This is a genomic window from Burkholderia sp. AU18528 (genome assembly GCF_002223215.2).
GTDB lineage: Bacteria > Pseudomonadota > Gammaproteobacteria > Burkholderiales > Burkholderiaceae > Burkholderia > Burkholderia semiarida.
The window spans coordinates 1,794,918-1,819,370 of sequence record NZ_NKFC02000004.1 but is presented as its reverse complement, the minus strand read 5'-3'; the positions used below and the strand labels follow the sequence as shown (position 1 = coordinate 1,819,370).

At 69.5% G+C, this 24,453-nt stretch carries 20 protein-coding genes and 1 tRNA gene; 15 read left to right on the top strand and 6 right to left on the bottom strand.

Translation table 11 applies throughout. From position 1 onward, the window contains the following. Positions 1 to 148 precede the first annotated feature (148 nt). A complete protein-coding gene (locus CFB52_RS11210) occupies positions 149 to 1,627 on the top strand; it encodes a deoxyribodipyrimidine photo-lyase (protein WP_099316648.1) in 1,479 nt (492 codons plus the stop codon). 22 nt (positions 1,628 to 1,649) lie between these two features. On the opposite strand, the gene CFB52_RS35030 is transcribed toward CFB52_RS11210, so the two are convergent. The 3 genes from CFB52_RS35030 to CFB52_RS11200 form a co-directional block, all read right to left on the bottom strand. Then, positions 1,650 to 1,772, bottom strand: coding sequence for a hypothetical protein (locus tag CFB52_RS35030; protein ID WP_257220150.1), 123 nt, complete (start codon positions 1,770 to 1,772; stop codon positions 1,650 to 1,652). Further along, a complete protein-coding gene (locus CFB52_RS11205; RefSeq protein ID WP_099316586.1) occupies positions 1,763 to 2,992 on the bottom strand; it encodes an MFS transporter in 1,230 nt (409 codons plus the stop codon). The genes CFB52_RS35030 and CFB52_RS11205 overlap by 10 nt, the downstream gene beginning before the upstream one ends. A gap of 166 nt (positions 2,993 to 3,158) precedes the next feature. Beyond that, the gene (locus CFB52_RS11200) at positions 3,159 to 4,100 is read right to left on the bottom strand and encodes a LysR substrate-binding domain-containing protein (RefSeq protein WP_099316585.1); all 942 of its coding nucleotides are present in this window, start codon (positions 4,098 to 4,100) and stop codon (positions 3,159 to 3,161) included. Positions 4,101 to 4,377: 277 nt separating this feature from the next. On the opposite strand from CFB52_RS11200, the gene CFB52_RS11195 reads away from it, so the two are divergent. Both CFB52_RS11195 and CFB52_RS11190 read left to right on the top strand, forming a co-directional pair. Continuing rightward, positions 4,378 to 5,418, top strand: coding sequence for an alpha/beta fold hydrolase (locus CFB52_RS11195; protein ID WP_060314151.1), 1,041 nt, complete (start codon positions 4,378 to 4,380; stop codon positions 5,416 to 5,418). Between the two features lie 123 nt (positions 5,419 to 5,541). Next, a complete protein-coding gene (locus CFB52_RS11190) occupies positions 5,542 to 6,297 on the top strand; it encodes a 4'-phosphopantetheinyl transferase superfamily protein (protein WP_099316584.1) in 756 nt (251 codons plus the stop codon). Positions 6,298 to 6,318: 21 nt separating this feature from the next. On the opposite strand, the gene CFB52_RS11185 is transcribed toward CFB52_RS11190, so the two are convergent. After that, on the bottom strand, positions 6,319 to 7,239 hold the full coding sequence (locus tag CFB52_RS11185) for a glutamate/aspartate ABC transporter substrate-binding protein (protein WP_099316583.1): 921 nt from the start codon (positions 7,237 to 7,239) through the stop codon (positions 6,319 to 6,321). Between the two features lie 211 nt (positions 7,240 to 7,450). Here CFB52_RS11185 and hutH point away from each other — a divergent pair, with 211 nt between their 5' ends. The 10 genes from hutH (at position 7,451) to CFB52_RS11130 (ending at position 20,002) form a co-directional block, all read left to right on the top strand. Next, a complete protein-coding gene (gene hutH, locus CFB52_RS11180; protein WP_059640055.1) occupies positions 7,451 to 8,974 on the top strand; it encodes a histidine ammonia-lyase in 1,524 nt (507 codons plus the stop codon). A gap of 4 nt (positions 8,975 to 8,978) precedes the next feature. Next, positions 8,979 to 9,674, top strand: a complete 696-nt coding sequence (hutC, locus tag CFB52_RS11175; RefSeq protein WP_099316582.1) for a histidine utilization repressor — start codon at positions 8,979 to 8,981, stop codon at positions 9,672 to 9,674. Positions 9,675 to 9,712: 38 nt separating this feature from the next. Further along, positions 9,713 to 11,401, top strand: coding sequence for a urocanate hydratase (gene hutU, locus CFB52_RS11170; RefSeq protein ID WP_099316581.1), 1,689 nt, complete (start codon positions 9,713 to 9,715; stop codon positions 11,399 to 11,401). 2 nt (positions 11,402 to 11,403) lie between these two features. After that, on the top strand, positions 11,404 to 12,027 hold the full coding sequence (locus CFB52_RS11165) for a HutD family protein (protein ID WP_099316580.1): 624 nt from the start codon (positions 11,404 to 11,406) through the stop codon (positions 12,025 to 12,027). A 4-nt stretch (positions 12,028 to 12,031) separates the two neighbouring features. Further along, positions 12,032 to 13,255: an imidazolonepropionase gene (hutI, locus tag CFB52_RS11160; RefSeq protein WP_059578324.1), complete on the top strand. Its 1,224-nt coding sequence runs from the start codon at positions 12,032 to 12,034 to the stop codon at positions 13,253 to 13,255. Positions 13,256 to 13,452: 197 nt separating this feature from the next. After that, the gene (locus tag CFB52_RS11155) at positions 13,453 to 14,829 is read left to right on the top strand and encodes a formimidoylglutamate deiminase (RefSeq protein ID WP_099316579.1); all 1,377 of its coding nucleotides are present in this window, start codon (positions 13,453 to 13,455) and stop codon (positions 14,827 to 14,829) included. 57 nt (positions 14,830 to 14,886) lie between these two features. After that, on the top strand, positions 14,887 to 15,684 hold the full coding sequence (gene hutG / locus CFB52_RS11150; protein WP_099316578.1) for an N-formylglutamate deformylase: 798 nt from the start codon (positions 14,887 to 14,889) through the stop codon (positions 15,682 to 15,684). A gap of 733 nt (positions 15,685 to 16,417) precedes the next feature. Further along, the gene (locus tag CFB52_RS11140) at positions 16,418 to 17,230 is read left to right on the top strand and encodes a gamma-glutamyl-gamma-aminobutyrate hydrolase family protein (RefSeq protein WP_089465005.1); all 813 of its coding nucleotides are present in this window, start codon (positions 16,418 to 16,420) and stop codon (positions 17,228 to 17,230) included. Positions 17,231 to 17,241: 11 nt separating this feature from the next. Continuing rightward, on the top strand, positions 17,242 to 18,579 hold the full coding sequence (locus CFB52_RS11135) for a glutamine synthetase family protein (RefSeq protein ID WP_099316577.1): 1,338 nt from the start codon (positions 17,242 to 17,244) through the stop codon (positions 18,577 to 18,579). Positions 18,580 to 18,607: 28 nt separating this feature from the next. Then, positions 18,608 to 20,002, top strand: coding sequence for an aspartate aminotransferase family protein (locus CFB52_RS11130; RefSeq protein WP_099316576.1), 1,395 nt, complete (start codon positions 18,608 to 18,610; stop codon positions 20,000 to 20,002). A gap of 115 nt (positions 20,003 to 20,117) precedes the next feature. Here CFB52_RS11130 and CFB52_RS11125 read toward each other — a convergent pair. Next, positions 20,118 to 20,192, bottom strand: a tRNA-Val gene (locus tag CFB52_RS11125). Positions 20,193 to 20,291: 99 nt separating this feature from the next. Further along, a complete protein-coding gene (locus CFB52_RS11120) occupies positions 20,292 to 21,194 on the bottom strand; it encodes a LysR family transcriptional regulator (protein ID WP_059643863.1) in 903 nt (300 codons plus the stop codon). Positions 21,195 to 21,366: 172 nt separating this feature from the next. Between CFB52_RS11120 and CFB52_RS11115 the strand changes: the two genes are divergently transcribed. Next, positions 21,367 to 23,118 carry an acyl-CoA dehydrogenase family protein gene (locus tag CFB52_RS11115; RefSeq protein WP_099316575.1) on the top strand — a complete coding sequence of 584 codons (1,752 nt, stop codon included), beginning with the start codon at positions 21,367 to 21,369 and terminating at the stop codon, positions 23,116 to 23,118. Further along, on the top strand, positions 23,115 to 24,317 hold the full coding sequence (locus CFB52_RS11110) for a CaiB/BaiF CoA-transferase family protein (RefSeq protein WP_099316574.1): 1,203 nt from the start codon (positions 23,115 to 23,117) through the stop codon (positions 24,315 to 24,317). The genes CFB52_RS11115 and CFB52_RS11110 overlap by 4 nt, the downstream gene beginning before the upstream one ends. Positions 24,318 to 24,453: the final 136 nt, after the last annotated feature.

The following is a 24,453-nucleotide window of genomic DNA, read 5'->3' as shown; positions in this document are numbered from 1 at the left end:
CGGCACCGCAAGCTTCATCGGGTCGGCGCCGCGTGTGCGGCCGCGCACGGCGTCGCCGTGATGCGCTGGCCGTAACGGCCGGCGTCGACACCGCGCAGCGCAGCCGCGACAATACGCATCTCCTGTCCCTTTCGTCATCGAGATGCCCGTGTCCGCCCAGTCGTCCGTTGCCCCAGCGATCATATGGTTCCGCGACGATCTGCGCGTGACAGATCAGCCCGCACTGACGCGCGCGGTCGAATCGGGCCGGCCGCTCGTCTGCGTCTTCGTCGACGGCACGGACACGGGCGCCGGGCCCGCGCTCGGCGGCGCGGCGCGCTGGTGGCTGCACGGATCGCTGGCCGGGCTCGACGCCGCGCTCGCGCGGCATGGCGGGCGCCTGCTGCTGTTGCGCGGCGACGCGCGGCGCGAAATCGAGCGTCTCGTTCGCGACACGGGCGCCGCGGCCGTGTACTGGAACCGCCGCTATGCGCAGCCGCAGCGCGACGCCGATGCGGCGTTGAAGGCGTCGCTCAAGGCGCAGGGCGTGACGGTCGAGAGCAGCAACGGCAGCCTGCTGAACGAGCCCTGGGAGGTGCTGACGGGCAGCGGCGGCCCGTACCAGGTGTTCACCGCTTACTGGCGCGCGGCGCGCCGCGAGCGCACGGTGGCCGCGCCGCTGCCGGCGCCCGAGCGGATCGCGTTCCATCCGTGGCCGAAGGCCGTGCGCGAGCGCGCGCTGTCGCTCGATGCGCTCGCATTGCGTCCGCATGCGCCGGACTGGGCCGGCGGCCTGCGCGAGGCGTGGCCGGCGCCCGACGAAGCCGGCGCGCACGCGCAGCTCGACACGTTTCTGACGACCTCGCTCGCCGGCTATGCGGACGCGCGCGATCGACCCGACCGCCCCGCGACGAGCCGGCTGTCGCCGTTCCTGCGCTTCGGCAACGTATCGCCGCGACAGGTGTGGCATGCGGTGCAGGGCGCCGCGAACGCGGGCGGCGCGGCGTATGCGATGCACGCCGACAAATTCCTGAGCGAGCTCGGCTGGCGCGAATTCAGCTACATGCTGCTGTATCACTTCCCGGCGCTCGCGACCGACAACTTCCGCGCGCAATTCGATGCGATGCCGTGGCGCGACGATCCCGCCGCGTTGCGTGCGTGGCAGCGCGGCCGGACCGGCTACCCGCTCGTCGACGCGGGCCTGCGCGAGCTGTGGACGACCGGCTGGATGCACAACCGCGTTCGAATGGTCGTCGCGTCGTTCCTGATCAAGCATCTGCTGATCGACTGGCGCGCGGGTGAAGTGTGGTTCCGGGACACGCTGGTCGATGCGGATCCCGCGAACAACGCGGCGAGCTGGCAATGGGTGGCCGGCTGCGGCGCCGACGCGGCGCCGTATTTCCGCATTTTCAATCCGGTCGCGCAGGGCCGGAAGTTCGACCCGGACGGCGCGTACGTGCGGCGCTGGGTGCCCGAGCTTGCCGGCCTCGACAACACGTCGATCCATGCGCCGTGGGAAGCGTCGCCGCTGGAACTCGACGCGGCCGGCGTGCGGCTCGGCGTCGACTATCCGGCGCCGCTCGTCGAGCATGCGGCCGCGCGCGCCCGTGCGCTCGATGCGCTGGCCGCGTTGCCGAAGCGTCGCTGACCATGCGCCGAGGTTTGCCGCATCAATTGCAGAACGCGACGTGCTCGAGCAGCGCGTACGCGACGCCCGAATCGAAGTAGGCCGCGCCGCACCACGCGACGAACGCGAGCATGCCGGCGGCCAGCGCCGCGCGAATCATGCCCATGCCGCAGTGCCCGATCCCGGGCGTGCAACGCGCGCGTCGTCGATCGGCAAGTGCAGCAGCGCCGCGAGCACGCCGAGCGCGATCGAGCCGATCCACAGCGGCAGGTACGAGTGCGTCGCGTCGTACACGAGCGCGCCGAGCCATACACCGAAGAAACTGCCGAGCTGGTGCCCGAAGAACACGAAGCCGAACAGCGTCGCGATGTAGCGCACGCCGAACACCTGCGAGATCACGCCGTTCGTCAGCGGCACCGTGCCGAGCCATGTGAAACCCATCACGGCCGCGAACACGTAGACGCTGGCGGGCGACAGCGGTGCGGCGACGAACGCGGCCATCGCGAGCGCGCGCACGAGGTACAGCACCGACAGTACGTACTTGCGCCGCAGCAGCCCGCCGAGATGGCCGCACGCGTAGGTGCCGGCCACGTTCGTCAGCGCGATCAGCGCGAGCGCGACGCTCGCGTGGCGCGCCGGCAGCCCGTGGTCGAGCAGGTACGCGGGCAGGTGCGTCGCGATGAACGCGAGCTGGAAGCCGCACGCAAAGAAGCCCGCATTCAGCAGCCAGAAGCCGCGATGCGCGAACGCCTCGCGCACGGCTTCGCCGATCGACTGGTCGGAGCCGGCGGCGGCGGCCGCCTGCGCGGGCCGGTCGCGCAGCAGCACGGCGAGCGGCGCGAGCAGCGCGGCGACGAGCGCCAGCGCGATGAACGCGTGCCGCCAGCCGATGCCGCCGATCAGCTCGTGCGCGACGGGCACCATGCAGAACTGGCCGAGCCCCCCGACCGCGCCGGCGACACCGAGCGCCCAGCCGCGCCGGTCGGGCTGGAACAGCCGGCTCAGCGCGCCGTAGATCGACGCGAACGCCGAGCCCGACAGCGCGACGCCGATCACGAGCCCGGCGCCGACCGTGAACAGGCCGGTCGTGGCCGCATGCGCCATCGTGACGAGCCCGGCCGCGTATAGCAGCATGCCGGCGACGATCACGCGCACCGAGCCGAAGCGGTCGGCCACCATCCCGGTGAACGGCTGCGCGACGCCCCAGATCAGGTTCTGCAACGCCAGCGCGAGCCCGAACGCCTCGCGCGACCAGCCGTGGTCGAGCGACACGGGCGCGAGGAACAGGCCCTGCACGTGGCGGATGCCGAGCGCGGCGCCCATGATCAGGCCGCCTGCCAGCACGGGCAGCCAGCGGCGCCGGACTTCCTGCTCGATCGGGGTCATGCGTGTCTCCGGATGAAGGCGCGCGGCGAAACGGCCGCGCTCGATCCGATTAGACGAGCGCGGCTGCCGTCGCTCAAGCGATCATTCGGTCAGGTTGGCATGCGTGGCGCGAATGTGAAGGGGGCGGCGTGAGCCTGCGGTCATGCGCAGCCGCCCAGCTGCGGGTTCAGGTCGAGGCCGTATCGTGCGCGTGCATCGCCGCATCGCATTCGGCTGCTTCGGCGAGCATCCAGTCGCGCACGTCGACGACTTCGCGGCGCGGGGCCGGATCGTGCTGAAACAGCCAGTAGCCGTACGTTGGCGGCGGCGTCCGCGTGTGCGGCCCGAGCGCCGCCAGCCGGCCGTCGGCGAGCATTGGCGCGACGAGCGCGAGCCGCCCGAGCGCGATGCCCTGGCCCGCGATCGCGGCCTGGATCACCTGGTCGTACTGGTTGAAGCGCAGCACGCCTTTCGGGCGCGCGTCGCCGAGCCCGGCCGCGTGCAGATGCGCATGCCATTGCAACTGCGGTTGCGGCGGCCCGTCGAATTCGAGCAGCACGTGATCGGCGATCGCGGCGGCGCTCGTGACCGGCCGCGCGGCGAGCGCGGGATGCGCGACTGGCACGACGATCTCGTCGAACAGGCGCAGTGCGCCGGCCGGTGCGCGCTCGCGCGGGCAGTAGCGGATGCCGAGGTCGATGCCCTCGGCGCGCAAATCGAGTACCTTGTCGTTCGCGGCGACGCGCAGGTCGACCTCGGGCAGGCGCGCCTGCAGCCGCCCGAGCCGCGGCAGCAGCCACAGTGCGGTCACGCCGATGCTGGCCGTGATCGTCACCGGCTGGCGCTCGCGCCCGGCGGCGAGCGACGCGACGGTGTCCTGCAGGCCGTGCAGCGCCGCATCGGCGACGCGGAACAGTCGCTCGCCTTCCGGCGTGAACGCGATCTTCCGGTAGCCGCGCTGCAGCAACGCAACGCCGAGATGCGCTTCGAGCGCATGGATCTGACGGCTGACCGCCGACTGCGTGACGCACAGGTCCTGCGCGGCGAGCGTGATGCTCATGCGGCGGCCGACGGCGACGAAACCGCGGACGAGATCGAGCGACGGGAGACGGACGAGTGGCGTTGACATGCGTGTGACTCATGCGAACGGAGCGGCAAGATTGGTTGAGAACGGGGCGCGCGTCAAGTTCAATGGAGGCGGGGTGATTGCGGAGGGCGGGGCGTTGAGCAAGTGTTGAAGCGCTGACTCCAACCAGCAACGCCATGGGACCCGAGTAGGCGCTAAAGCGCTAACTGGGGTTGACCGCCGTGGGGTTGGAGTAAGCGCTGAAGCGCTAACTCCACCCAACCACGCCATGGGACCAGAGTAGGCGCTAAAGCGCCAACTCTGGTCGACAGGAGACACGATGACGATTTCGAACGAGAACAGCGGCGCGCCACAGGCCAATCGCACGGCCGACGCGTTGCCACCCGAACCCGTGACGCTGCGCGCAGCCGACGGCTACGAACTGCGCGCCCATGTCTGGCGCCATCGCGGCGGCGGCGCCGTGCGGCCCGTGACGGTCATCAATTGCGCGACGTCGGTGCGCTGCGACTACTACTTTCGTTTCGCGGCCTGGCTGTACGCGCAAGGGCGCGACGTGCTCGTCTACGACTATCGCGGCATCGGCGGGTCGCGCCCGGCGCGGCTCGCCAAGCTGCACGCGAACTGGCTCGACTGGGGGCGGCTCGATTGCGAAGCCGCGCTGCACTACGCGCGCGACGCGTTTCCGGGGCAGCCGCTCGACGTGGTCGCGCACAGCATCGGCGGCTGCGTGCTCGGCCTCGCGGCATCGAACGTGCACGCGCGGCATGTGGTTACCGTCGGCGCGCAGTATGCGTACTGGCGCGATTACCTGCCGGCCGAGCGACGCCGGATGTGGTGGAAGTGGCACGTCGCGATGCCCGCGCTCGCGGCCGTGTTCGGCTACGTGCCCGCGAAGCGGCTCGGCTGGATGGAGGACACGCCGCGCGGCGTCGCACTGTCGTGGGCGCGCTCGCAGCCGCGTTTCGAGGATGGCTACATCGGCAGCGTGCTCGACGACAGCGCCACGAGTCGCACCGCGTTGCCGGCGCGCTTCGCGGGGCTGTCGGCGCCGATGCTCGCGATAGGCATCGACGACGACGCGTTCGGCACGGTCGACGCGATCGAGCGGCTGGCCGGCTATTACACGGGCAGCAACGTCACGCATCTGCGGATCGCGCCGGCCGACATCGGCGTCGACGCGATCGGCCATTTCGCGTTTTTCCACAGCCGCTTCACCGACACGCTGTGGCCCGTCGCGCTGTACTGGCTGCAACACGGCGTGCTGCCGGCCGATGCGCCGGGCGTCGTGCACGCGCTGCACCCGGCGTCGCGCGGGCGGCTGACGGGGAGCGGCTTGCCCGGCATCGCCGCGAACGGGTGACCGCGCATCCGCGCACGCATCCCGCAGCCCCGTTCAATGCCCGATCGTGCCGCAGCGGCCGCAGGCCGGCGCGATCGATTAACATCGGACGTTTCGCTTTACCGCACCGACTGCCGCGCGCCGATGTCCATTCCGTCCGATTCCGCCTCTTCCGTTGAAACGCCCCGCGCATGGCGCATGCATGCGCTCGACGTGCCGCCCGCCGCGGCGCGCGCCGGCGTGCGGATCGCGCGCGTCGATTTCGATTGGCGCGTGCCGCTCGTGTCGGCCGCGTATGCGGCGCTGAGCGATGACGAGCGCGCCCGCGCCGCGCGCTTCCTGCGGCACGAGGATGCGGTGCGCAGCGCCGCGACGCGCGCCGCGCTGCGCGACGTGCTCGGCGCGGCGCTCGGCATCGCGCCGCGCGCGGTCGCGATCGTCGTCGACGCGGCGGGGCGGCCGTCGCTGGACCCTGCGCATCGCGCGTCGCTCGACTTCAACGTGTCGCACGCGGGCGAACACGCGCTGCTCGCGTGGGCGCCGGCAGGCCGCGTCGGCGTCGATATCGAGGGCTGCAACCGCGCGACCGACTGGCGTGCGCTGACGCGCGAAGTGTGCGCGCCCGCCGAGATCGCGTATCTCGACGGCCTGCCGCCCGGCGCGCGCGAGGGTGAATTCATGCGCGTGTGGTCCGCGAAGGAGGCGCTGCTCAAGGCGCTCGGCACCGGCATCGTCGGCGGGCTGCGCGCGTTCGCGGTCGTGCCGCCGCGCGACGCGGCGACGCCCGCGACGACGATCGTCGAGCCGGCCGCGCCCGCCGCCGGCGTCGCGGCGTTCGATGCGGCGTGGCTCGACGCGGCGCCCGGCTACGCGGCGTGCGTCGCGTGGACGCGCGCGTAAGCCGGTGTCGACGCGCGGCGCTCACTCGAGCGGCGCGTCGTTCGGCGCCGCATAGCGCGCCTTGATCACGTCGCTCATCGGGAAGTCGAACGACAGCCCCTTCGGCGGCACCGGCTTCAAGAACCACTTGTCGTACAGCGCGTCGATCTCGCCGCTTTTCATCAACTGCACGAGCACGCCGTCGACGAGCGCCTTGAATTGCGGATCGTCCTTGCGCAGCATGAACCCGTACGCTTCCGACGATTGCGGCGTGCCGACGATCCGCCAGTCGGCCGGTTTCGCGGCGAGCTGGCGCACGCCCGCGAGCAGCACGTCGTCCATCATGTACGCGGCCGCGCGGCCGGATTCGAGCGTGAGGCGTCCTTCGCCGTAGTCCTTCGCGCCGATGATCTGCATGCCCATCTTCCTTTCTTCGTTCATCTTGCGCAGCAGGCGTTCGGACGTCGTGCCCTGGTTCGTCACGACCGTCTTGCCGGCGAGATCGGGGAAGTCGCGGATACCCGAACTCGTGCGCGTGAGCAGGCGCGTCGTCGCGACGAAGAAGGTGGTCGAGAACGCGACCTGCGCATGGCGCGCGGCGAGGTTGGTGGTCACGCCGCATTCGAGATCGACGGTGCCGTTCTGCACGAGCGGAATGCGGTTCTGCGACGTGACCGGAATGAAGCGCACCTGCAGGTCGGGCTTGCCGGTGCGCGCCTTCACCGCGGCGATCACGCGGTCGCACAGGTCCTGCGAGAAACCGACGACCTTGCCGCTGGCATCGACATAGGAGAACGGCACCGACGTTTCGCGATGGCCGATCGAAATCAGGTTGGCCTGGCGGATCTTGTCGAGCGTGCCGGACAGCGGCTCCGCCGCGAAGGACGCACCGTGCGCGAGCGCGCACGCGGCGACGAGCAGGGGGAAGCCGAGGCGGGCGGCGAATCGTGACGGGAAGGGCATGACGGTCTCCGTGGCGAGTGATGATTCGTATGTTGCCAAAAATAAAATAACCGCAACAGATGTTAAGAGTCGGATCGCGGCGACCGGCCCGGCGGGCCTGCCGGGCATCAGGGAAACTCCCGAGTCGGAATAATGAAAAACGGGTTGTCTAGACAAGTGTGGATGGCTACACTTCAATCCATTCCGAACTTGTCTAGACAGGATTGCTCACATGATTACGTTGACCCCCGGCCACCTGACGCTCCCGCAACTGCGCCGGATCGCACGTGAATCCGTGCAACTGAAGCTCGACCCGGCCAGCTTCGCGAAGATCGACGCCGGCGCGAAGGCCGTCGCCGACATCGCCGCGAAGGGCGAGCCGGCCTACGGCATCAACACGGGCTTCGGCCGCCTGGCGAGCACCCACATCCCGCACGACCAGCTCGAACTGCTGCAGAAGAACCTCGTGCTGTCGCACGCGGTCGGCGTCGGCGAGCCGATGGCGCGTTCGTCGGTGCGCCTGCTGATGGCGCTGAAGCTGTCGAGCCTCGGCCGCGGCCACTCGGGCATCCGTCGTGAAGTGATGGACGCGCTGATCACGCTGTTCAACGCCGACGTGCTGCCGCTGATCCCGGTGAAGGGCTCGGTCGGCGCGTCGGGCGACCTCGCGCCGCTCGCGCACATGTCGGCCGTGCTGCTCGGCGTCGGCGAAGTGTTCATCCGCGGCGAGCGCGCGAGCGCGCTCGACGGTCTGCGCGTCGCGGGCCTCGCGCCGCTGACGCTGCAAGCGAAGGAAGGCCTCGCGCTGTTGAACGGCACGCAGGCGTCGACCGCGCTCGCGCTCGACAACATGTTCACGATCGAAGACCTGTACCGCACCGCGCTCGTCGCCGGCGCGCTGTCGGTCGACGCGGCGGCCGGCTCGGTGAAGCCGTTCGACGCGCGCATCCACGAACTGCGCGGCCACCAAGGCCAGATCGATGCGGCCGCGTCGTACCGCGAACTGCTCGAAGGCTCGCCGATCAACCAGTCGCATCGCGACTGCGACAAGGTGCAGGATCCGTACAGCCTGCGCTGCCAGCCGCAGGTGATGGGCGCGTGCCTGGACCAGATGCGCCACGCGGCCGACGTGCTGCTCGTCGAAGCGAACGCCGTGTCGGACAACCCGCTGATCTTCCCGGACACCGGCGAAGTGCTGTCGGGCGGCAACTTCCACGCGGAGCCGGTCGCGTTCGCCGCCGACAACCTCGCGCTCGCCGCAGCGGAAATCGGCGCGCTGGCCGAACGCCGCATCGCGCTCCTGATCGACGCGACGCTGTCGGGCCTGCCCCCGTTCCTCGTGAAGGACGGCGGCGTGAACTCCGGCTTCATGATCGCGCACGTGACGGCGGCCGCACTCGCATCGGAAAACAAGACGCTCGCGCACCCGGCGTCGGTCGACTCGCTGCCGACCTCCGCGAACCAGGAAGACCACGTGTCGATGGCGACGTTCGCCGCGCGCAAGCTCGCCGACATCGCGGACAACACGAAGCACATCCTCGCGATCGAGCTGTTGGCCGCCGCGCAAGGCGTCGACCTGCGTGCGCCGTACCACACGAGCCCGAAGCTCGCGCCGGTGATGGAGACGATTCGCAGCCAGGTCGCGCACTACGAACTCGACCACTACTTCGCGCCGGACATCGCGGCGATCGCAAAGCTCGTCGGCGAGCGTGCGTTCGCGAAGGTCGCGCCGTTCTCGTTCGCATCGGAACAGTAAGCCGATGAGCGCGCCGGTCTACCAGGAGATCAAGGATTTCATCCTGGCCCGCATTCACGCCGGCGAGTGGGAGGAGGGCGACCAGGTGCCGTCCGAGAACGAGCTGGCGCGCGAGTTCAAGGTGGCGCGCATGACCGTCAACCGCGCATTGCGCGAGTTGACGGCCGAGCAGGTGCTCACGCGCATGAAGGGCGCGGGCACCTACGTCGCGCGGCCGAAGTACGAGTCGACGCTGGTGGCGATCCGCAGCATCTCCGAGGAAGTCGGCGCGCGCGGGCATGCATACCGCGCCAGTGTGCTCGGCCTCGACACGATCCGCGCCGACGAGGCCCTCGCCGACGAGATGCAGGTGGCCGTACGCACGAAGCTGTTTCATTCGCAGGTGCTGCACTTCGAGAACGACGAGCCCGTGCAGCTCGAAGAACGATGGGTGAATCCGGCGGTCGCGCCGGGTTACGCCGAGCAGGATTTCACGAACACGACGCCGAACCTGTACCTGATGCGCGCGGCGCCGCTGCAGCGCGTCGAGTACCGGATCGAAGCGGCGGCCCCGGCGCCGGAGCGGCGCGAGCAGCTGCGGATGGACGACGTCGAGCCGTGTCTCGTTTTACATCGGCGCACCTGGTCGCAGGGCGTCGTCGCCTCGGTGGCGAATCTGTGGCATCCCGGCAGCCGTTATCGCTTCACCGGGCATTTCTGATTCCTTATTGATCTCAATTTCCCTCGGGAGCAGTCGTCATGAACCATCCGAAACACATCGATCCCCGTCTCGATCCGACGCGCACGATCCGCGCGCCGCGCGGCAGCGAGAAGACGTGCAAGACCTGGCTGGCCGAAGCGGCCTACCGGATGATCCAGAACAACCTCGACCCGGAAGTCGCCGAGCATCCGCACGCGCTCGTCGTGTACGGCGGCATCGGCCGCGCGGCGCGCAACTGGGAATGCTACGACCAGATCCTGGCGTCACTGAAGGATCTCGAGGAAAACGAAACGCTGCTGATTCAATCGGGCAAGCCGGTCGGCGTGTTCCGCACGCACAAGGATGCGCCGCGCGTGCTGCTCGCGAACTCGAACCTCGTGCCGCACTGGGCGAACTGGGATCACTTCCACGAGCTCGACCGCAAGGGCCTGATGATGTACGGCCAGATGACGGCCGGCAGCTGGATCTACATCGGCAGCCAGGGCATCGTGCAGGGCACCTATGAAACCTTCTTCTCGGTCGCGAACCAGCACTTCAACGGCGATCCGTCGGGCCGCTGGATCCTGACGGGCGGCCTGGGCGGGATGGGCGGCGCGCAGCCGCTCGCCGCGACGATGGCCGGCTTCTCGATGATCGCGGTCGAATGCGACGAGACGCGCATCGACTTCCGCCTGAAGACGCGCTACGTCGACAAGAAGGCGACGACGCTCGACGAGGCGCTCGGCATGATCGACGAAGCGAAGCGCAACGGCAAGCCGGTGTCGGTCGGCCTGCTCGGCAACGCGGCCGACGTGTTCGCGGAACTCGTCACGCGCGGCATCACGCCGGACTGCGTGACCGACCAGACGAGCGCGCACGACCCGATCAACGGCTACCTGCCGCAAGGCTGGACCGTCGCGCAATGGCGCGAAGCGCAAAAGGTCGATCCGCAGAGCATCGTGAAGGTCGCGAAGCAGTCGATGGCCGTCCAGGTGCGCGCGATGCTCGCGCTGCAGGAACGCGGCGCGGCGACGCTCGACTACGGCAACAACATCCGCCAGATGGCGCTGGAAATGGGCGTCGAGAACGCATTCGACTTCCCGGGCTTCGTGCCGGCGTACATCCGGCCGCTGTTCTGCGAAGGCAAGGGCCCGTTCCGCTGGGTCGCGCTGTCCGGCGATCCGGAAGACATCTACAAGACCGACCAGAAGGTGAAGGAGCTGATCCCCGACGATCCGCACCTGCACAACTGGCTCGACATGGCGCGTGAGCGCATCGCGTTCCAGGGCCTGCCTGCACGGATCTGCTGGGTCGGCGTGAAGGATCGCTATCGCCTCGGCCAGGCGTTCAACGAGATGGTGAAGAATGGCGAGCTGAAGGCGCCGATCGTGATCGGCCGCGACCACCTCGACACCGGTTCGGTCGCGAGCCCGAACCGCGAGACGGAATCGATGAAGGACGGCTCGGACGCCGTCAGCGACTGGCCGCTGCTGAACGCGCTGCTGAACACGGCAGGCGGCGCATCGTGGGTGTCGCTGCACCATGGCGGCGGCGTCGGCATGGGCTTCTCGCAGCACTCGGGCGTCGTGATCGTCGCCGATGGCACGGCCGACGCGCACGAGCGTCTCGGTCGCGTGCTGCTGAACGATCCGGCGACGGGCGTGATGCGCCATGCGGATGCCGGCTACGAACTCGCGCAGCAGACGGCTCGCGAAGCCGGCCTCAAGCTGCCGATGCTCGGCCGCTGAGCATGACGGCGCTCGATCAGGCGCCGGCGAACGCAACACCGGCCGTCGTGGTGATCCGCGCGGCGGATCTCGTTGCGTCGCCGTGGAAGAACGGCGGCGGCGTGACGCGCGAAATCGGCGCGTTCCCGCCCGGCGCGGCACTCGATGCGTTCGCGTGGCGCGTGAGCGTCGCGGACGTCGCCACGGCCGGGCCGTTCTCGCGTTTCGACGGCGTCGACCGCACGCTCGTGCTGCTGTCCGGCGCGGGCATGACGCTCGCCGAAGCGGGCGGCGCGCGGCACGTGCTCGACGCGCCGCTGGCCCGCGCGGATTTCGCGGGCGAGACGGCGATCGATGCGACGCTGCACGACGGCGCGACGCGCGACTTCAACCTGATGACGCGCCGTTGCGCCGCGCGTGGCGCGCTCGACGTGTGGCGCGCGGGCGCGCACCGTCTTGCGCCGGCCGATACCGTGCTGCTGTTCTGCGCGGCCGGTGCGGTCGGCGTCGACATCGACGGCATGCACTACGCGCTGGAAGACATGGACACGTTGCGGCTCGACGGGCCGCCGCGTGCGTTTGACGTCGTCGTGAGCGGAAGCGGCGCGCTGCTCGCCGTCACGCTTGCCGTCGGCGAACGAGACTGAACGCATGAAACCGACTGTCTGGCATCACCTGAGGCTGTGTCCGCACGGCCATCCCGACGAGACGATCGACGACGCGGCGATCGCCGTCGACGAAACCGGCACGATCGCGTGGCTCGGCGCGCTGTCCGCGCTGCCGCACGGTTACGCGCACTGGCGGCGCGAGGACCTGCACGGCGCGTGGGTGACGCCGGGCCTCGTCGACTGCCATACGCACCTCGTGTACGGCGGCACGCGTGCCGACGAATTCGCGCAGCGCCTCGCGGGCGTCAGCTACGAGGAAATCGCGCGGCAGGGCGGCGGAATCGTGTCGACGGTGCGCGCGACGCGCGCGGCCGACGAGACGACGCTGTTCGTGCAGGCTGCCGCGCGCCTGCAGCCGCTGCTCGCCGAAGGCGTGACCGCGATCGAGATCAAATCCGGCTACGGGCTGGACCTCGCGAGCGAGCGCAAGATGCTGCGCGTCGCGCGCCAGCTCGGCGAGCGCTTCCCGGTCAGCGTCTACACGACCTTCCTCGGCGCGCATGCGCTGCCGCCCGAATATGCGGGCCGCGCGGATGCGTACATCGACGAAGTGTGCGACCGGATGCTGCCGACGCTGGCCGACGAAGGGCTCGTCGACGCGGTCGACGTGTTCTGCGAACGCATCGGCTTTTCGCTCGCGCAGACCGAGCGCGTGTTCGAGGCCGCGACGCGGCGCGGGCTGCCGGTGAAGCTGCATGCGGAGCAACTGTCGAATGCGGGCGGCACGGCGCTCGCCGCGCGCTACCGTGCGCTGTCCGCCGATCACCTCGAATTTCTCGACGAAGCGGGCATCGAGGCGATGAAGGCGGCCGGCACGGTCGCCGTGCTGCTGCCCGGCGCGTACTACTTCATCCGCGAAACGCAACTGCCGCCGATCGAGCTGCTGCGCAAGCACGGCGTGCCGATCGCGCTCGCGACCGATCACAACCCCGGCACGTCGCCGCTCGAATCGCTGCTGCTGACGCTGAACATGGGCTGCACGCTGTTCCGCATGACTGTGCCCGAGGTGCTGCAGGGCGTCACGCGCCATGCGGCCGCGGCGCTCGGCCGCGCGGATCGTCACGGCGCGCTCGAAGTCGGTCGACAGGCCGACTTCGCCGCGTGGTCGGTCGGCTCGCTGGCCGAGCTCGCGTACTGGATCGGCCGGCCGCTGTGCGAGCAGGTCGTCCGCGGCGGCACGACCGTGTTTCGCCGGATGAACGGATAAGTTTCACGTCGGCCGGGCCGGGTCGTGACGGACCGGGCCCGGCCGACGCCTTGCATGGGACCGGGCCCGGCGCGCCAGCGCGCCCTCCGGTCGATCGCCGCGACGCAGGGGCGGGCGCGATGCGCTCGCGCCTGCCGGCCGCGGTACCGGGCCGGACGACACGCTTGCGTGCTGGATCCGGTCGATGAGGACTCGCAATGACCGACACGATGTTGTTCGCGGACCATGCCTACCTGCCCGATGGCTGGCGCCGCAACGTGCTGCTGCGCTGGGACGCGGCCGGCACGCTGACCGACGTGACGCCCGACACCGACGCCCCGGCGGGCGTCGCGCGCGCGGCCGGGCCGGTGCTGCCCGGCATGCCGAACCTGCATTCGCACGCATTCCAGCGCGCGATGGCGGGGCTCACCGAATACCGCGCGAATCCCGCCGACAGCTTCTGGAGCTGGCGCGACCTGATGTACCGCTTCGCGCTGAAGATCACGCCCGACGCGCTCGCGGCGATTGCACGCTGGCTGTACGTCGAGATGCTCAAGTGCGGCTACACGTCGGTGTGCGAATTCCACTACGTGCATCACGCGCAGGACGGCTCGCGCTATCCGCGGATCGCGGAGCTCGGCACGCGCGTGGTCGACGCCGCGCGCTCGGCCGGCATCGGCATCACGATGCTGCCCGTGTCGTACCAGTTCGCCGGCTTCGGCAACAAGCCGCCGCGCGACGACCAGCGCCGCTTCATCAACACGCCCGAAGGCGTGCTCGAACTGCTCGACGCGATGCGTCGCGCGGCGCCCGAGCATGGCGGGCTGCGCTACGGCGTCGCGCCGCATTCGCTGCGCGCGGTGTCCGAGAACGGGCTGCGTGCGCTGCTCGACGGGTTGCCCGACGATGCGCCGGTGCATATCCACATCGCCGAGCAGACGGCCGAAGTCGACGACTGCGTGCGCGCCTACGGCGCACGCCCCGTGCAATGGCTGCTCGATCGCTTCGACGTCGATGCGCGCTGGTGCCTCGTGCACGCGACCCACGTCGATGCGGCCGAGACGGCGGCGCTCGCGAAGCGTCGCGCGGTCGCCGGGCTGTGCCTGACGACCGAAGCGAACCTCGGCGACGGCGTGTTCCCTGCCGTCGACTATCTCGCGCAAGGCGGCGTGATCGGCGTCGGCTCGGACAGCCACGCATCGGTCGAGTGGCGCTCGGAGCTGCGCCTGCTCGAATACGGGCAGCGGCTCGTGCATCGCGCGCGCAACGTGCTGGCGAGCGAATCGCAGGCGCACGTCGCCGATCGCCTGTTCGACGCGTCGCTCGCGGGCGGCGCGCAGGCGAGCGGGCGGCGCATCGGCGCGCTGCGCGCAGGCAGTCGCGCCGACTGGCTCGTGCTCGATCCCGACCATCCGGCGATCGCCGAACACGGCAGCGCGGCCTGGCTGTCGGGCATCGTGTTCGCCGAGCACGGCGAGACGCCGGTGCTCGACGTCTATACGGGCGGCGAGCGCGTCGTGAGCGGCCGCCGCCATCGCGACGAAGCCGCCGCGTATGCCGACTACCGCGCCGCGCTGGCGCAATTGCTGCGCTGACGCGCGGCAACCGGCGCGCCGCATGCGCGCGCCGGCAGACTCTTACGGTGAGGCGACATGACTGAACAACCGGCTGTATTCACGCTGAAGCAGGGCACGCTGCCGCTGCTGATCTCGATTCCGCACGCGGGCACGCACATTCCCGACGACATCGCCGCGACGATGACGCCCGACGCGCGCTTCGTCGACGATTGCGACTGGCATCTCGAGCGGCTGTACGGCTTCGCGGCCGAACTCGGCGCATCGATCCTCGTGCCGTCGCACGCGCGTTACGTCGTCGACCTGAACCGTCCGCCCGACAACGAGAACCTGTATCCGGGGCAGGACACGACGGGGCTCGTGCCGGTCGATACGTTCGACAAGGCGCCGCTGTATCCGGCGAACGCGCTGCCCGGCAACGACGAGATCATGCGTCGCCGCGACCGTTACTGGGTGCCGTATCACGACGCGCTGCAACGCGAGATCGCGCGCCTGAAGGGCGAACACGGCCGCGTGCTCGTGTGGGAAGCGCATTCGATTCGCTCGCACGTGCCGCGTTTCTTCGACGGCCGCCTGCCGGACTTCAATTTCGGCACGTCGAGCGGCGCAAGCGCGGCGCCCGGTCTCGCGGAGGCGCTGGCTGCGCGCGTGCTCGCGTACGGCGGCTACACGGCCGTCGCGAACGGGCGCTTCAAGGGCGGCTACATCACGCGTCACTATGGCATGCCCGAGACCGGCGTCGAGGCCGTGCAGCTCGAACTGTCGCAGATCACCTACATGGAAGAGACGCGTCCGTACGCGTACGACGAAGCGCGTGCCGCGCGGATCGTGCCGCTGCTGCGGACGCTCGTCGAAACCGCGCTCGCGCATCGCTGAGCACGAGCCGCCACGATGCGGCGGCGCGGCGCGAGGGCACGTCCTGCCCCGCCGGCCCGTAGCCGGCAAGCCGATGCAATGCACAAAACGGCATCGATCGCGCGGATCGATGCCGTTTTTTTCATCTGATCGGTGTCGTCATCGCCCCCTGAAAAGTTGACGCAATTTTTAGGTGATATAAGCTGAATGTCAGGAAGTCGTCATGCGCGCACCGGCGGCGAGGCCCTCGACGATGGCCGGCCTGCGCCGGAATGCGCGCGAGACATCTTGCTGACGTGTCGCCACGCGGCATTGCGACACGTGTCCTGCCTCCATCAGTCAGTCGAGTACGATCGTGAAAGCCGCCAGCCCTTCGATACGCCGGACGCGAAGTCCGTCGGCGGGCGCGCCGCCTCAGGCCGGGCCGAACCGGCATGCTGATCGCGGCACGCGCGCCGCCCCGTTACGCGAGCCTCGTTTCTTCGCCATTTCCCATCGCGGCCCGCGCCGCTTCAATCTCGTGACCGCGCACCTGTTCAGCGCGGTGCAGTGCGACGGCAGCGCGTCGTTGTTGCCCTAGCGTCCCTTTCCGCTCCCGTCCCGGGCCGTACCGCCTGTTGCCGCACCGTCCGCGCGGCGGGACCGCGTCTGTGCCTGCGCTGGCGCGGCGCGATTGCACGCGCGTGCGGCGTACCCGTGAACCTGCGTCGTTGCGCGCACGAGCGTGTCGTGCACGATTACCGGAGAGACGCCGATGCGTGCGCGACCGATCGTAGCCGTCACCGCCGACCGCATCCTGCGCGGCGCCCATCCGAACCACGCGGCGGGCGAGAAGTACCTCACCGCGCTCGTCGACGGCGCCGGCGCGCTGGCGTTCGTGCTGCCCGCGCTCGGCGCGCGGCAGCCGGCCGAGGCAATCGTCGCGGCGGTCGACGGGCTGCTGTTGACCGGCAGCTATTCGAACGTCGAGCCGCATCATTACGGCGGCGCCGCGAGCGCGCCCGATACGCTGCACGATCCGGCGCGCGATGCGACCGCGTTGCCGCTGATCCGTGCGGCGATCGACGCGGGCGTACCCGTGCTCGCGATCTGCCGCGGCATGCAGGAACTGAACGTCGCGTATGGCGGCACGCTGCATCAGCGGCTGCATGCGACGACCGGCTTCGACGACCATCGCGAACGGCCGGCCGATCCGCTCGAACGGCAGTACGGTCCCGCGCACGTCGTGCGGCTCGCGCCGGACGGCCTGCTGCAGCGGATCGCGCGCGGCGCGCGCGAGGCGACGGTCAATTCGCTGCACGACCAGGGCATCGCGCGCCTGGGCGCAGGGCTTGCCGTCGAAGCGAGCGCGCCCGACGGGCTGGTCGAGGCCGTCAGCGTGCGCGGCGCGCGTGCGTTCGCGCTGGGCGTGCAGTGGCATCCCGAATGGCGCTACGCGGAGCAGCCGCTGTCGCGCGACATCTTCGCGGCATTCGGCGCGGCGTGCCGCGCGCGGATGACGCACCGCCTTCATGCGGCCGGCGGCGCGACACCGTCGCCGGCCGCATCCGACATCGATATCGACTAACGAGACCGATCATGCAACCCGAACTGAGCGAATTCCTGCGTCAGCACCGCATTACCGAAGTCGAGGCGATCATTCCCGACATGGCCGGCATCGCGCGCGGCAAGATCATTCCGCGCAACAAGTTCGAATCCGGCGAGTCGATGCGCCTGCCGCAGGCCGTCATGGTGCAGACCGTCACCGGCGACTATCCGGAAGACGGGTCGCTCACCGGCGTGACCGACCCCGACATGGTGTGCGTGCCCGATCCGTCGACGATCTGCCTGATCCCGTGGGCCGTCGACCCGACCGCGCAGGTGATCCACGACTGCGTGCACTTCGACGGCTCGCCGGTCGAGATCTCGCCGCGCTACGTGCTGCGCCGCGTGCTCGACCTGTACAAGGCGAAGGGCTGGACGCCCGTCGTCGCACCCGAGCTGGAGTTCTATCTGGTCGACATGAACGCCGATCCCGACTTGCCGCTGCGTCCGCCCGTCGGCCGCACGGGACGGGCGGAAACGGGCCGCCAGTCGTATTCGATCGAGGCCGTCAACGAGTTCGATCCGCTGTTCGAGGACATCTACGAGTACTGCGAAATGCAGGGCCTCGATATCGAGACGCTGATTCACGAAGTCGGCGCCGCGCAGATGGAGATCAACTTCGTGCATGGCGATGCGCTGTCGCTGGCCGACCAGGTGTTCCTGTTCAAGCGCACCGTGCGCGAGGCCGCGCTGCGCCACAACATGTATGCGACGTTCATGGCCAAGCCGATGGAGGGCGAGCCGGGCTCCGCGATGCACATCCATCAGAGTCTCGCCGATGCGCGAACAGGCCGCAACCTGTTCGCCGACGAAGGCGGGGCCGTGTCGCCGCTGTTTCACAGCTATCTCGCGGGGCTGCAGAAGTACACCCCGGCGCTGATGCCGATCTTCGCGCCTTACATCAATTCGTATCGCCGCCTGTCGCGCTTCATGGCCGCGCCGATCAACGTGCAGTGGGGGTACGACAACCGCACGGTGGGCTTTCGCATTCCGCAGTCGAGCCCCGTCGCGCGACGCATCGAGAACCGGATTCCGGGTGTCGACTGCAACCCGTACCTCGCGTTCGCGGCGACGCTCGCCGCCGGCTATCTCGGCATCACGCAACAGCTCGCGCCGACCGAGCCGATCGCATCCGACGGCTACGACCTGCCGTACCAACTGCCGCGCAACCTCGAGGAAGGCATCTCGCTGATGGCCGCGTGCGAGCCGCTTGCCGGCATCCTCGGCGACAAGTTCGTGAAGGCCTATCTGGCGTTGAAGGAAACCGAATACGAAGCGTTCTTCCGCGTGATCAGCTCGTGGGAACGCAGGCACCTGCTGCTGCACGTGTAAGCGTGCGGCGCTGTTTGACGGAGAAAACATGACCGATCGAAACGAAGCACTTTCGCAGTACTCGACCGCCGAATACCGCGCGCTCGACGCCGCGCACCACATCCACCCGTTCTCGGACATGGGCGCGCTCAACCGCGCCGGCAGCCGCGTGATCGTGAAGGCCGACGGCGTCTACCTGTGGGACTCGGACGGCAACAAGATCATCGACGGGATGGCCGGCCTCTGGTGCGTGAACGTCGGCTACGGCCGCAAGGAACTCGCCGACGCCGCGTATCGCCAGATCCAGGAACTGCCGTTCTACAACACGTTCTTCAAGACCACGCACCCGCCGATCATCGAGCTTTCCGCGATGCTCGCGGAAGTGACACCCGCCGGTTTCAACCACTTCTTCTACTGCAACAGCGGCTCGGAAGGCAACGACACCGTGCTGCGCCTCGTGCACCAGTACTGGCGCGTGCAGGGCAAGCCGCAGAAGAAATACGTGATCTCGCGCAGGAACGGCTATCACGGCTCGACGATCGCGGGCGGCACGCTCGGCGGGATGGGCTACATGCACGAGCAGATGCCGTCGAAGGTCGAGCACATCGTGCATATCGACCAGCCGTATTTCTTCGGCGAAGCACAGCCGGGCGAGACGCCCGAAGCGTTCGGCCTCGCGCGTGCGCAGCAGCTCGAGGCGAAGATTCTCGAACTCGGCGCGGACAACGTCGCCGCGTTCATCGGCGAGCCGTTCCAGGGCGCGGGCGGCGTGATCTTCCCGCCGTCGACGTACTGGCCGGAAATCCAGCGGATCTGCCGCAAGTACGACATCCTGCTGGTGGCCGACGAGGTGATCGGCGGGTTCGGGCGCACCGGCGAATGGTTCGCGCATCAGCACTTCGGCTTCGAGCCGGACCTGATCACGATGGCGAAGGGCCTGACGTCGGGCTACGTACCGATGGGCGCGGTGGGCATCCACGAGCGCGTCGCGCGCCCGATCATCGACAACGGCGAATTCAACCACGGCCTCACGTATTCGGGCCACCCGGTGGCGGCGGCCGTCGCGGTCGCGAACCTGAAGTTGCTGCGCGACGAGGGAATCGTCGAGCGCGTGAGGACCGATATCGGCCCGTATTTCCAGCGCCGGCTGCGTGCCGCGCTGGGCGATCATCCGATCGTCGGGGAGATTGCCGGGGCAGGGCTCGTCGCGGGCGTTCAGCTTGCGCGCGATCGTGAGCGGCGCGAGCGGTTCGATGCGAGTGTCGATATCGGCACGATCTGCCGCGACTTCTGTTTCAACGGCAACCTGATCATGCGCGCGACCGGCGACCGGATGCTGCTGTCGCCGCCGCTCGTGATTCGCGAGGCGGAGGTCGACGAGATCGTCGACAAGGCGAAGCGTGCATTCGATGCGACGGCGCAGCGGGTGGGGGACGTGCGGTAAGGCGTTACCTGCGAGCGGACGCGGCGGCGCATGACGTGGCGCCGCGTCGTGCAGGACACGCGCGACGCCAAAACGAAAAGGGCCCGCGTCGTGAGACGCAGGCCCTTGAATTCTTTGGTGGGCGGTACTGGGATCGAACCAGTGACCCCTGCCGTGTGAAGGCAGTGCTCTACCGCTGAGCTAACCGCCCAAAGAAGAATCAAATTATGTCAGAGCTTTTGGGGTTCGTAAAGCCCTTTGTGCAAATTTTTTTCAAACAGCGGCCAACGCCACTGCACGCGCCGCGCGCTCAGCCCGCGAGCGCGGGCAGCGCGTCGATCGATGCGCGCACGTAGCCGGCAAAGCGCAGCGCCACCGGTTCGGCGGTGCCGCTGCGTTTCAGCGCGAGCGTGCGCGATTCGAGCGACGCATCCTTCAGCGGCACGAACGCGAGCCGATCGCTTTTCGCCCGCTGCAGCACCTGCGGCACCAGCGCGATGCCCATTCCGAACTCGATCATCGACAGGATCGTCTGCCACAGCCGCGCCTCGTGGCGGATCAGCGGACTGAACCCCGCGTTCACGCACTGCGCGATGATCAGGTCGTGATAGTGCGGCGCGGCGTCGCGCGGAAACAGGATGAACGGTTCCGTCGCGAGCGTGGCGAGCGCGACCTGCCTGCGCCGCGCGAGCGGATGCGCGGCCGGCAGGCAGCACACGAACGGCTCCGCATAGACGGGCGCCGATTCGACGTCGGGCGGGAAGTGGCCCCAGTGCGCATAGCCGAGATCGATCTGGCCGCGCTGGATCGCCTGCACCTGCGCGTGCGTGTTCATCTCGCTCAACACGACCTCGACGCCCGGATAGTCGGCCTCGAAGCGCCGCACCGCGTCCGGCAGCCCGCGATACAGCATCGAGTGGACGAAGCCGATCCGCAGCCGGCCCGCGAGCCCCGACGCGGAGCGCACCGTCAGGCGCTCGGCTTCGTCCGCCTGCAGCAGCAGCCGGCGCGCCTCGCCGAGCAGCACCTCGCCCGCGTTGGTCAGCGCGACCGTCTTGTTGGTGCGCGAGAAGAGCTGCACGCCGAGCGCGTCCTCGAACTTGCGGATGTCGAAGCTCAGCGCCGGCTGCGAGATGAACAGGCGCTTCGCCGCGCGCCCGAAATGCAGCTCCTCGGCAACGGCCACGAAGTAGCGCAACTGCCTCAGTTCCATGGTGTCTCCTCCCGGCGGCGGCATCGATAAGCGACATCTATCGTACCGGACAAATCCTGTATTGGACGCTTATCGATCGCGCGCCTACGCTCTGCGGGAGGCTTGACGCAGGGCCGGCCGATGCCGCGACATCCGGCCCGGCCAATGCGCGGGCAACCCAGGAGACGCACGCATGAACGATACCGCTCGCACGCCGGACACCGGCGCATCCAATATCCCCGACAGCCGGGGCCTCAATTTCTTCACCGTCGATCCCGATCTCGGCGCGTTGCTGAAGCTGCATCTCGGCGACGCGTGCTATGCCGAACTCGAGCCGCGGCTGCGCGCGCTCGGCGCCCGCGTATCGGGCGAACTCGACGAATGGGCGTCGCGCGCGGACAAGCATCCGCCCGTGCTCGAGCACCGCAATCGGCGCGGCGAGGCCGTGCAGCGGATCGACAAGGATCCGGCCTACGTCGCGCTCGAACGCGTCGCGTATGCGGAACTCGGGCTCGCGTCGCTCAGCCACGGATCCGAAACCGTGCCGCCGCTCGTCAAGTACGCGCTGACGTTCCTGTTCGTGCAGGCGGAATTCGGGCTGTGCTGCCCGGTCAGCATGACCGATTCGCTGACGCGCACGCTGCGCCGCTTCGGCGATCCGGCGCTCGTCGCGCGCTATCTGCCGAGGCTCGCGTCGCGCGACTTCGACACGCTGTACCAGGGCGCGATGTTCATGACCGAGCAGGCGGCCGGCTCCGACGTCGGCCGGATCGCGACGCGCGCGACCCGCGAAACCGACGCGCACGGCGAGGCCGTCTGGCGCCTGACCGGCGACAAGTGGTTCTGCTCGAACGCGGACGCCGATCTCGCGATGGTGCTCGCGCGGCCCGACGGCGCGCCGGACGGCATCAAGGGCCTCGCGCTGTTCCTGCTGCCGAAGACGCTGCCGGACGGCGCACGCAACCGCTACCGGATCGTGCGCCTGAAGGACAAGCTCGGCAGCCGTTCGATGGCGAGCGGCGAGATCGTGCTCGAAGGCGCGCAGGCTTGGCTGATCGGCGAGATTGGCCGCGGTTTTCACCAGATGGCCGACATGATCAACATGTCGCGGCTGTCGAACGGCGTGCGCGCGGCGGGGCTGATGCGGCGCGCGCTGAACGAGGCGCTGCACGTCGCCGCGCATCGCGAGGCGTTCGGGCGCAAGCTGATCGAGATGCCGCTGATGCAGCGCCAACTGATGAAGATGCTGCTGCCGGCCGAAGCCGCGCGCGCGATGTTCATGCAGATCGCGTTGCTGTTGCCGCAGGCCGACGCGGGCGACGAGCAGGCGGCGCGCTGCGTGCGGATCCTGACGCCGCTGATCAAGTTCCGCGCCTGTCGCGACGCGCGCCGCGTGACGGGCGACGCAATGGAAGTGCGCGGCGGCACCGGCTATATCGAGGAATGGAGCGACGCGCGGCTCGTGCGCGACGCGCACCTCGGTTCGATCTGGGAAGGCACGAGCAACATCGTCGCGCTCGACGTCGCGCGCGCCGCGCAGCGCGAGCATGCGCTCGACGCGCTGCGCACGTTCCTCGGCGATCGTCTGGGCGCGGCGCCGCTGCCCGACGCGAGCCGCACGGCGCTGCGGCGCATCCTCGCGCGGGCGTGCGATGCGCTCGCGAGGGTGGCCGGAGAAGGCGACGACGCGCGCGTGCGGCAGGCCGCGTCCGCGCTGTATTACGCGAGCGCGGCCGTGCTGATGGCCTGCGAGGGCGCACGGCTCGCACCGGATTTCAGGCGTCTCGCGCTCGCGCACCTGATCGTGCGTCACAAGCTGCTGCCGGTCGATCCGCTCGCGCCGGCGCCGCGCGACGACGAATCGGTCGCGTCCGACGCGCTGCTGCGCGGCCTGCCGGTCGCGCTCGACACGGCGCTCGACCTGCTGCCGGAGGTCGAGCGATGAACGCGACGCGTGGCGCACTGGACGGCCTGAAGGTCGTCGACCTGAGCCGGGTGCTCGGCGGCCCGTATTGCACGCAGGCGCTCGCCGATCACGGCGCGACGGTGGTCAAGATCGAGCCGCCCGCCGGCGACGAGACGCGCGGCTGGGGGCCGCCGTTCCTCGGCGACACGGCCTGGTACTTCATGGGCGTGAACCGCAACAAGGAAGGGCTCGCGCTCGACCTGTCGCGCGAAGAAGGGCGCGCGATCCTGTGGCGCCTGCTCGAAGAAGCCGACGTGCTCGTCGAGAATTTCAAGCCGGGCACGCTCGCGCGCTGGGGGATGGACTACGCACGCGACCTGCAGCCGCGCTTTCCGCGCCTGATCCACTGCGCGGTGACGGGCTTCGGCGACGACGGTCCGCTCGGCGGGCTGCCGGGCTACGACGCGGTGATCCAGGCGATGGCCGGGCTGATGAGCGTGAACGGCGAACGCGACGGCGACGCGACCCGCATCGGCCTGCCGATCGTCGACATGGTCACGGGGCTGAACGCACTCGCCGGCATCCTGCTGGCGCTCGCGGAGCGCGAGAAGAGCGGGCGCGGGCAGTCGATCGACGTGGCGCTGTACGACTGCGGCGTGTCGCTGCTGCATCCGCACCTGCCGAATTTCTTCGGGTCGGGCCGCGTGCCGGAACGCAGCGGCAACGCGCATCCGAACATCGCGCCGTACGACAGCTACCGCACGGCGACCGTGCCGATCTTCCTCGCGGTCGGCAACGACCGGCAGTTCGCGCGGCTCGTCGCGCATCTCGGCGCACCGGCGCTCGCCGGCGATCCGCGCTTCGTCGACAACCGCAGCCGTTGCGCGCATCGCCCGGAGCTGAAGGCGGAACTGGAAGCGCGGCTCGCCGCGCACGCGTGCGAGCCGCTCGCGCGCGACCTGATGGCGGCCGGTGTGCCGTGCGGGCCGGTGCGCACGGTGGCCGACGTCGCGCACGATCCGCATGCGCTGCATCGCGAGCTGTTCGTCGAGATCGGCGCGTATCGCGGCACCGCGTCGCCGGTGAAGCTGTCGCGCACGCCGGCCACCTACCGGTCGGCGCCGCCCGCGCTCGGCCGCGACACGCGCGCGGTGCTCGATCGGCTCGGCGTCGATCGCGCGCTTCAGCAGCAACTGCTCGACGCCGGCGTGCTGAAGGTCGGGCCGCACGAGACGTGACGGGCCGAGGGCGCCCGCAAACGAACGTCGTCCCGAACGGACCGACGCCGACATCAAGCAACGCAACGTAGCGCAACCCCGCCAGCCGGCGGCGCAAGGCTGGCCCTCCGGCAACGCGCGCGACCGTCGCGCCGCC

Coding starts and splice junctions, on each gene's coding strand:
- CFB52_RS11115 (WP_099316575.1), top strand. CDS start 21,367: ATGAACGATACCGCTCGCACGCCGGACACCGGCGCATCCAATATCCCC.
- hutU (WP_099316581.1), top strand. CDS start 9,713: ATGAACCATCCGAAACACATCGATCCCCGTCTCGATCCGACGCGCACG.
- CFB52_RS11120 (WP_059643863.1), bottom strand. CDS start 21,194: ATGGAACTGAGGCAGTTGCGCTACTTCGTGGCCGTTGCCGAGGAGCTG.
- CFB52_RS11190 (WP_099316584.1), top strand. CDS start 5,542: ATGTCCATTCCGTCCGATTCCGCCTCTTCCGTTGAAACGCCCCGCGCA.
- CFB52_RS11140 (WP_089465005.1), top strand. CDS start 16,418: ATGCGTGCGCGACCGATCGTAGCCGTCACCGCCGACCGCATCCTGCGC.
- hutG (WP_099316578.1), top strand. CDS start 14,887: ATGACTGAACAACCGGCTGTATTCACGCTGAAGCAGGGCACGCTGCCG.
- CFB52_RS11135 (WP_099316577.1), top strand. CDS start 17,242: ATGCAACCCGAACTGAGCGAATTCCTGCGTCAGCACCGCATTACCGAA.
- CFB52_RS11200 (WP_099316585.1), bottom strand. CDS start 4,100: ATGTCAACGCCACTCGTCCGTCTCCCGTCGCTCGATCTCGTCCGCGGT.
- CFB52_RS11110 (WP_099316574.1), top strand. CDS start 23,115: ATGAACGCGACGCGTGGCGCACTGGACGGCCTGAAGGTCGTCGACCTG.
- hutH (WP_059640055.1), top strand. CDS start 7,451: ATGATTACGTTGACCCCCGGCCACCTGACGCTCCCGCAACTGCGCCGG.
- CFB52_RS11205 (WP_099316586.1), bottom strand. CDS start 2,992: ATGACCCCGATCGAGCAGGAAGTCCGGCGCCGCTGGCTGCCCGTGCTG.
- CFB52_RS11155 (WP_099316579.1), top strand. CDS start 13,453: ATGACCGACACGATGTTGTTCGCGGACCATGCCTACCTGCCCGATGGC.
- CFB52_RS11130 (WP_099316576.1), top strand. CDS start 18,608: ATGACCGATCGAAACGAAGCACTTTCGCAGTACTCGACCGCCGAATAC.
- CFB52_RS35030 (WP_257220150.1), bottom strand. CDS start 1,772: ATGGGCATGATTCGCGCGGCGCTGGCCGCCGGCATGCTCGCGTTCGTC.
- CFB52_RS11165 (WP_099316580.1), top strand. CDS start 11,404: ATGACGGCGCTCGATCAGGCGCCGGCGAACGCAACACCGGCCGTCGTG.
- hutI (WP_059578324.1), top strand. CDS start 12,032: ATGAAACCGACTGTCTGGCATCACCTGAGGCTGTGTCCGCACGGCCAT.
- hutC (WP_099316582.1), top strand. CDS start 8,979: ATGAGCGCGCCGGTCTACCAGGAGATCAAGGATTTCATCCTGGCCCGC.
- CFB52_RS11185 (WP_099316583.1), bottom strand. CDS start 7,239: ATGCCCTTCCCGTCACGATTCGCCGCCCGCCTCGGCTTCCCCCTGCTC.
- CFB52_RS11195 (WP_060314151.1), top strand. CDS start 4,378: ATGACGATTTCGAACGAGAACAGCGGCGCGCCACAGGCCAATCGCACG.